This window comes from bacterium, from assembly GCA_021372615.1.
Lineage (GTDB): Bacteria > Armatimonadota > Zipacnadia > Zipacnadales > UBA11051 > JAJFUB01.
This window is the reverse complement of record JAJFUB010000066.1, coordinates 1-7,865: the sequence shown is the minus strand read 5'-3', so window position 1 is coordinate 7,865 and position 7,865 is coordinate 1. Positions and strand designations below refer to the sequence as shown.

Genomic DNA, 7,865 nt, shown 5'->3' with positions numbered 1-7,865 from the left:
GGCGATGCCGCGAGGTATCGGGCACGGGCGTGGCCCACAACGGTTGCTGTACCGGCTTCACTGTGCCGCGCATCCTGTGTCCTGTGCTGCCGTGATGCCCAAGTCTAGCACAGATGACAGCGTCTGAGGAGTCCCGCCGGCCACTTTCTGAACACAACCTTCAGCGCCCGGTGGAGTAGCCCTCTCTCCATGATCCTGCGGTAGTTCGTCTGCCGCCGAGCGTCCTGCGGACGCGAAGGCCACGGCGGCGGGGGAAGGGAGGGGCGGGCGCGGTTCCCCGGCGCTGAAGCGCCGGGCTGTGGGGCGGTGCTGCGCACCGCCGAGCGTCCTGCGCACGCGACGGCCACTCATCCATCTGCCTCCCGTGTACGAGCGGTCACCGACCGCGACCCGCGGCAGGATAACGCCGCCCCGCGGGGAATTGCTCCTCCGGTCGCGGTCGGTGACCGCTCCTACAGACTACTATGGGGCATGCCGGAGGATAAGCATGAGCATCAAGGTCGCGTTCGTCGGGTTCCGTCACGGGCATGTGCAGGCCATGTACAAGGCTGCCGAGCGCCTGGACTATGTGGACATTGTCGCCTGCGTGGATGAGGGCGGGCCGGAGGCGCATGGCAGCAGCATTCCCGCACTCGGGGTCACACTCACCCATGAGAGCCTCGACCAGGTCATCGCCGATGTGGACTTCGATGTCCTGGCCTGCGCCGACTACTACGCCAACCGCGGCGGGCATGTCATCAAGGCCCTCGAAGCCGGCAAGCATGTCGTGACCGACAAGCCGCTGTGCACGAAGCTGGAGGAGCTGAAGACGATCGCGAAGCTGGCGCGGGAGAAGCACCTGCAGGTCGGCATTGACCTGACCATGCGCTACGGCGGTGAGTACGCCACGCTGGCCGGGATCGTGCAGCAGGGCGGAATCGGCGAGCTGTCCTCGTGCATGGTCACGGGCCTGCACGGGCTGGCCTACGGCAGCCGGCCGATGTGGTACTTCGAGCCGGGCAAGCATGGCGGCACCATCAACGACCTGATGATCCACGGCTTTGACCTGGTGCGCTGGGCGACCGGGCTGGAATTCACCAAGGTCATCTTCGCCGACGCCTGGAACCGCCGGGCCCCGAACAACATGCAGGACGCGGCGCAGATGGCCCTGGAATTCAGCAACAACGCCAAGTACTTGGGCGACTGCTCGTACATGGCGGCCGAGGGCGGGCCGGAGCACTGGCGGTTCTTCCTGTGGGGCACGGAGGGCAGCATCGCCCACGACGGGCACCAGTTCATCTGGACCCGCGCCGGCGAGGGCGTCCAGGAGATCACGCCGTGCAACCAGCCCCCCACCAACGATCCTTTCGAGGACTTCGTGGAGTCCCTGCACAGCGGGCGGCAGCGCTGGATGAGCACCGAGGAGTGCCTGGCGGCCGAGGCGGTGGCCGTGCAGGCCCAGCTCGCCGGCGACACGGGCCAACGTGACATGCCGCTGGAGACGGTGTAGAATATCCTCAACCATCGGGGAGCCGGCTGAGGGCCAGCCGGCTCCCACTCACGTCTGGAGTGCGCACATGAACTGGCAGGCTTTCATCACCACCTTTGGCATGTTGCTTGTGGCCGAACTCGGCGACAAGACTCAGATTGCGGTCATGACTCAGGCCGCGAAGTTCCAGAAGCCCTGGATGGTCCTCCTGGGGGCCAGCCTCGCCCTCATCGTCGTCTCCGCCCTGGGCACTTGCATCGGGCAGGTGTGCGGGATGTACCTGCCCCGCGAACTCATCGGCCGCATCGCCGGCGCGATCTTCATCGTCATGGGCATCCTGATGCTGCTGAAGGTGATCTGAGCCGCTCGGGGCGATCAATTGCCATTGACTCGCCCGTGTGCTACACTTTCCGGCGCTGTCATTCTGCTGTGAAGCGAGCGATCTGGTTGAACAGACAGGGCGTGCTGCTGGTCGTGTCCGGCCCCTCGGGTGTGGGCAAAGGCACCATTATCAGTGAGATCATGAGGCGGCACCCGGACGTGCGCCGCTCCATATCGTGCACCACCCGCCAGCCTCGCCCGGGCGAAGTGGACAAGCGCGACTACTTCTTCATCGGCACCGACGAATTCGCTCACCTGCGCGACTCGGGGCACCTGCTGGAGTGGGCCGTCGTCCACCAGGATCTCTTCTACGGCACACCGCGCGAGCCGGTCGAGGAGGCCCTGGCTGAGGGCCGCGACATCATCTTGGAGATTGACTACCAGGGCGCGCGCAGCGTCCGCCAGCTCATGGGTGACCGCGCCACGCTGGTGTTCATCGCTCCCCCGCGATGGGAGGCGCTGAGCGACCGACTGGACGGGCGCTCGACCGAAGACAGAGAGGCAACCCGCAAGCGCCTGGCCAGCGCCATACACGAGCTGGCGCATGTGGAGCTGTTTGAGTACCTGATCATCAACGATGACGTGGCCGTCGCCACCGATGAGCTGGAAGCCGTTCTGATGGCGGAACGGGCGCAACTGAACCGGCTGGACTGGAAGCCCTTTGTGGACGGGCTGCTGCGGGAGGCAGGGCAGTAGGGGCGCGGCTGGTCGCACCCGCGGCGGCGTCGGACACGGACACTGGCGCGATGAATCGCGCCGCTACCATGATGAACGCCCACGAGACTGACATCCTGCACGACCGCCGCATCGCGCTCGGCGTCACCGGCGGCATCGCGGCCTTCAAGGTCGCCGGCCTCGTCACGGCTCTGCGCAAGCGCGGCGCGCAGGTGCGCGTCATCATGACGGAGGCCGCCACCTGGTTCGTCACCCCCACCAGCTTCGCCACGCTCAGCGGCAACGAAGTGGGCCTGGAGATGTTCGGCGGGACGCTGCGGGATGAGCTGCAGCATGTCCACATGCAGGACTTCGCCGAGGTGCTGCTGATCGCGCCGGCCACGGCCGACATCATCGGCAAGATCGCCCACGGCCTCGCCGACGATCTGCTGAGCACCACCGTCATGGCTCTCACCTGCCCGGTGGTCCTGGCGCCGGCCATGAATGTGCACATGTGGCAGAACCCCATCGTGCAGCGCAATGTCGCGATGCTGAGGGAGTTGGGGTACGGGTTTGTCATGCCCGAGGCCGGGAGGCTGGCTTCGGGAGCGGAAGGCGAGGGGCGGCTGGCGGGCACCGATTTCCTGCTGGCGGCCGTCGAGCGGGCACTCCAGGGCGCGCTGCCGCGTTATGACCTGCAGGGCAAGACGATCGTGGTCAGCGCCGGCCCTACGCGGGAGCCGCTCGATCCCGTCCGCTTCGTGTCGAACCGCTCCACCGGCCGGATGGGCTATGCCCTTGCCGCCGAAGCCGAGCGGCGCGGCGCGGAGGTCATCCTGATCTCCGGGCCGACCGAGCTTCCGGCGCCGCCGGGTGTGGACGTGCGCCCGGTCACGACCAATGCCGAGATGAAGCAGGCCGTGCTGGCCGCCATGCCGAACGCTTCGGCGTTCGTCAGCGCCGCCGCGCCGGCCGACTACCGCCCGGCGCAGGTGCATGACCGGAAGATCAAGAAGGGCGAGAAGCTGGTCCTGGACCTGGAGCAGACCGACGACATCCTGCTGGCGGTGGGCGAGCAGGCCCGTCCGTCGGTACTGGTGGGGTTTGCCGCTGAGACCGGCGATGCGGTGGCCCAGGCTCGACCCAAGCTCGCGCGCAAGAACCTGGACGTGCTGGTGGTCAACGATGTGGCCGAGGCCGGCAGCGGCTTCGGCGTGGACACGAACCGCGTCACGATCCTGCGGCGCGACGGCAGCGAGTCCGCGCTGCCGCTGATGAGCAAACACGCCGTAGCTGCGGCGATACTCGACGAGATAGCACCCCTGATTTCCTGAACTGAGGAGAGCCTCATGCCCAAGGAATACCGCCTCACTTCCGAGTCCGTCACTGAAGGCCATCCCGACAAGGTCTGCGACCAGGTATCGGACACCATCCTCGACTACATCATGGAGCACGAGGAGGACGAGCAGTACCACGGCAATCTGCGCAAGGCGCGCGTGGCCGTGGAGACCCTCGTCACCACCGGTACCTGCGTGGTCGCGGGCGAAGTGCGCACCGAATGCTACGTGCCGATTGATGAGATCGTGCGCCAGACCATCCGTGACATTGGCTACACCCGCGCCAAGTTCGGGTTCGATGCGGACAACGTCGGGGTCCTGGCCGCCATTCACGGCCAGTCGGGCGACATCGCGCAGGGCGTGGACGGCCTGGAAGACGAGTGCCACCGCACCGGCGCCGGCGATCAGGGCATGATGTTCGGCTACGCCTGCACCGAGACCGAGATTGCGCCGGGCGTAGAGAACCCGCCCAAGGAGTACATGCCGCTGCCGATCATGCTGGCGCACAAGCTGGCGCGGCGGCTCGCCGACGTGCGGCACGACGACGAGCTGGAGTACCTCCGCCCCGACGGCAAGACCCAGGTGACCGTGGAGTACGAGGATGACAAGCCGGTGCGTGTGAGCAAGATCCTGCTGGCGGCCCAGCATGCCGCCGGCATCTCGCACGCGCAGCTCGAGTCCGAGCTGACCGAGTACGTCATAGACCCGGTCATCCCCCAGGCCCTGCGCCACGGCGACATGGACATCATGGTCAACCGCACCGGCCAGTTCATCCTGGGCGGCCCGGCGGCGGACAGCGGCGTAACCGGTCGGAAGATCATCGTGGACACGTATGGCGGCGGCGCCCGCCACGGTGGCGGCGCGTTCTCGGGCAAGGACCCGACGAAGGTGGACCGCTCCGGCGCGTACATGGCCCGCTACATCGCCAAGAACGTCGTGGCGGCTGGCCTGGCCGACCGCTGCGAGCTGCAGATCTCCTACGCCATCGGCGATCCCTGCCCGTTCTCGTGTGCAGTGTTCTGCTTCGGCACCGAGAAGATTGCGGAAAGCCGCATCTCCGAAATCGTCATCGACACGTTCGACCTGTCGCCCGACGGCATGATCGAGACGCTGGACCTGCGCAAGCCGATCTACCGCCGCACCGCCAGCTACGGCCACTTCGGCCGCAACGAGCCCGGCTTCACCTGGGAGAAGCTGGACATGGTGGAGAAGCTGAAGGACGCGGCTGGACTCTAGCGAAGGTGCAGTGCGGAGGGGCCGGCTATCAGCCGGCCCGCCGTCACTTTCGCACGTTGCTCTCGATGGTGAGTAGTGCCAGCCGTTCGGAACGGCGGGCCGCCTGATAGCCGGCCCCTCCAACACCTATGTACGCCCAAGTCCTCATAGACCGCCCGGCCCGCTCGCTGGACCGGGCGTTCACGTATGCGATCCCCGACGCGCTGCGCGACCGTCTGCGCGTGGGCAGCTATGTGCTGGTGCCCTTCGGCAAGCAGTCCCTCCCGGGCTTCGTTACCGGCTTCACGCACACTGCCGGCGACTACCAGGTCAAGAAGGTCTACGGCCTGCTGCTCGATGAGCCGATCTTCGACGAACGGCTGATGGCGTTGGCCGAGTGGCTGGCGGATGAGTACGTCTGCTCGCTGGCGGATGCCCTGCGGGTGCTGTTGCCCCCGGGCGGCAGCCGCAAGCCCACGAAGGTCGTGGCGCTGACCGAACGCGGCCGGCACCCCGGGGCGCCGCAGGAGCTGCAGCGCGCCCCTCGCCAGCGCGATGTCCTGCAGTTGGCCCAGGAGCTGGGGCCGGAGTGCGACGCCGACAGGCTCCTGGTCGGGCTGCGCCGCCTGGACCCGAAGACCACGCAGACCTCGTTGGACAGCGCTCTGTCGTCCCTGCAGGAGCGCGGGTTCCTCGAAGTGCGGCGCGAGCTGCAGCGACCGGCGGTGCAGCCGCTGGAGCGGCAGGTCGTCACGCTGGTCGAGGACGACCGCGACTGGGAGGAGCTGCTGGAGGAGCTGCAGGGGCGAGCCCCGCGGCAGGCTGAGGTCATCGCGGCGCTGCTGGCCGCCGGCGACGGGACGGCCGCCGTGGCCGAGTTCTCCCGCCCGGCCGTGCAGGGCCTGGTGCAGAAGGGTTATGTGACCGTCAGCCTCGAAGCGCTGGACCGCGAGCCGGAGAGGCACGACTGGCAGGACGCGGGCGCCGAGTTCCTGCGGCTCAACGAGGCGCAGCGGCGCGTGTATGAGGCGGCGCGGGAGGGCGTGGAGGCCCGGCAACACCGGGAACTGCTCGTCCACGGCGTCACCGGCAGCGGGAAGACGGAAGTGTACCTGCACTGCGTGGACCTGGCCCTCCGGCAGGGCCGTACGGCCATCGTCGCTGTGCCGGAGATCGCCCTGACACCGCAGATGGTCGGGCGCTTCCGGGCCCGCTTCGGGCGGCAACTGGCGCTGCTGCACAGCGCCCTGGGCCAGGGCGAGCGGTTCGACGAGTGGTACCGCGCCCAGCGGGGGGAGGCCCGAATTGTCATCGGGGCGCGCTCGGCGCTCTTCGCCCCGCTCAGGGATGTGGGCGTCATCGTCGTAGACGAGGCCCACGAGAACGCGTACAAGCAGGAGCAGCCGCCGCGCTACCACGGCGTCGCGGCCGCCCGGCAGCGGGCGCGCCTGGAGGAAGCGGTGTTGCTGTTGGGCAGCGCCACGCCAACGGTGGAGCTGTACTGGGAAGCCCAACAGCGCGCCTTGGGGTCGGTAGGGCAGGCGGCCTCGCCTGCCCGGGCGGGCGAGGCCGCCCGCCCTACGGCGGACACGGGTGTGGTCCAGTGCACCCCTGACGCTCTGCGCCTGATGGAGCTACCCCGTCGCATTGACGACCGGCCCATGCCTGACATCCGCGTCCTGGACCTGCGGTCCGAGACGCTGGTGGGCACGGGCCAGACCTTCAGCCAGCGCCTGCTGGACGCCATCGCCGACCGCCTGCGGGTCGGCGAGCAAGTGATGCTCTTTCTCAACCGGCGGGGCTTCTCCACCTTCATCATCTGTCGCGACTGCGGCTATGTGCTGCGGTGCCCCGACTGCGAGATCTCGCTTACGTTCCACTACCACGGGCACTCCTGCACCTGCCACCATTGCGACTACGCCCGGCACGTGCCCGAGGAGTGCCCCGAGTGCGGAAGCAAGGACATCGGCTTCCACGGTCTGGGCACCGAGAAGGTGGCCGACCAGGTGATCCGCACCTTCCCCGAGGCCGCTGTGGCGCGCATGGATCGCGACACCATCGCCCACAAGGGCGCCTACGGCCGCATTTTGGGCGACTTCGCCGCCGGCAAGGCCAATGTGCTGGTAGGGACGCAGATGATCGCGAAGGGCCATGACTTCCCGGGCGTGACCCTCGTCGGGGTGCTGAACGCCGACACGGGGCTGCACCGGCCCGATTTCCGGGCGGCGGAGCACACCTTCCAGGTGCTCACGCAGGTGGCCGGGCGCGCGGGACGCGCCGATAAGCCCGGCGAAGTGCTCGTGCAGACCTACAACCCCGACCATCACGCCGTCGTCACGGCCAGCCGCCATGACTACCAGGGCTTCTACCAGCGGGAGCTGGCAGCCCGCGAGCGGCCGGGCTTTCCGCCCTTTGTGCGCCTGACGCGGCTGGTCTTCGCCGCCGAGGATGACGAGGTGTGTCGCGCGCAGGCTGGCGAGGTCAAGCAGACGCTCCTGGACATGGGTATGGCCGACAAGCATGGCCCGCTGTGCCTTGTCGGCCCTGCCCGGGCGCCGCTGCAGAAGTTGCGCGGTCGCTACAGATGGGGTATCCTGCTCAAGTCGCGGGAGCAGCCGCTGCCCGACCTGGTGCGCGAGTTGCTCGGACGTGTCTCGCTCAAGCGCGAGGTGGCGATGAGCATAGACATGGACCCGACCGACATGATGTAGATGGCGAACTGGCAGGAGACGGTGTCGCGGTCGGTGACCGCTCCCACGCCACCCACGCCCCAACCTGCAATCCGTTGTGGGAGCGGTCACCGACCGCGA

At 68.0% G+C, this 7,865-nt stretch carries 6 protein-coding genes; all 6 read left to right on the top strand.

Annotated elements, in window-relative coordinates:
* Window positions 1–487 precede the first annotated feature (487 nt).
* The 6 genes from LLH23_09795 to priA all read left to right on the top strand — a co-directional run bounded on the left by LLH23_09795 (window position 488) and on the right by priA (window position 7,766).
* Window positions 488–1,489: a Gfo/Idh/MocA family oxidoreductase gene (locus LLH23_09795; protein MCE5238769.1), complete on the top strand. Its 1,002-nt coding sequence runs from the start codon at window positions 488–490 to the stop codon at window positions 1,487–1,489.
* A gap of 67 nt (window positions 1,490–1,556) precedes the next feature.
* Window positions 1,557–1,829 carry a TMEM165/GDT1 family protein gene (locus LLH23_09790; GenBank protein ID MCE5238768.1) on the top strand — a complete coding sequence of 91 codons (273 nt, stop codon included), beginning with the start codon at window positions 1,557–1,559 and terminating at the stop codon, window positions 1,827–1,829.
* Between the two features lie 86 nt (window positions 1,830–1,915).
* Complete coding sequence (gene gmk, locus LLH23_09785) at window positions 1,916–2,545, top strand: guanylate kinase (protein ID MCE5238767.1); 630 nt, start codon at window positions 1,916–1,918, stop codon at window positions 2,543–2,545.
* A 50-nt stretch (window positions 2,546–2,595) separates the two neighbouring features.
* Window positions 2,596–3,837, top strand: a complete 1,242-nt coding sequence (gene coaBC / locus LLH23_09780) for a bifunctional phosphopantothenoylcysteine decarboxylase/phosphopantothenate--cysteine ligase CoaBC (protein MCE5238766.1) — start codon at window positions 2,596–2,598, stop codon at window positions 3,835–3,837.
* A gap of 15 nt (window positions 3,838–3,852) precedes the next feature.
* A complete protein-coding gene (gene metK / locus LLH23_09775; GenBank protein MCE5238765.1) occupies window positions 3,853–5,076 on the top strand; it encodes a methionine adenosyltransferase in 1,224 nt (407 codons plus the stop codon).
* Between the two features lie 128 nt (window positions 5,077–5,204).
* On the top strand, window positions 5,205–7,766 hold the full coding sequence (gene priA / locus LLH23_09770; protein MCE5238764.1) for a primosomal protein N': 2,562 nt from the start codon (window positions 5,205–5,207) through the stop codon (window positions 7,764–7,766).
* Window positions 7,767–7,865 lie beyond the last annotated feature (99 nt).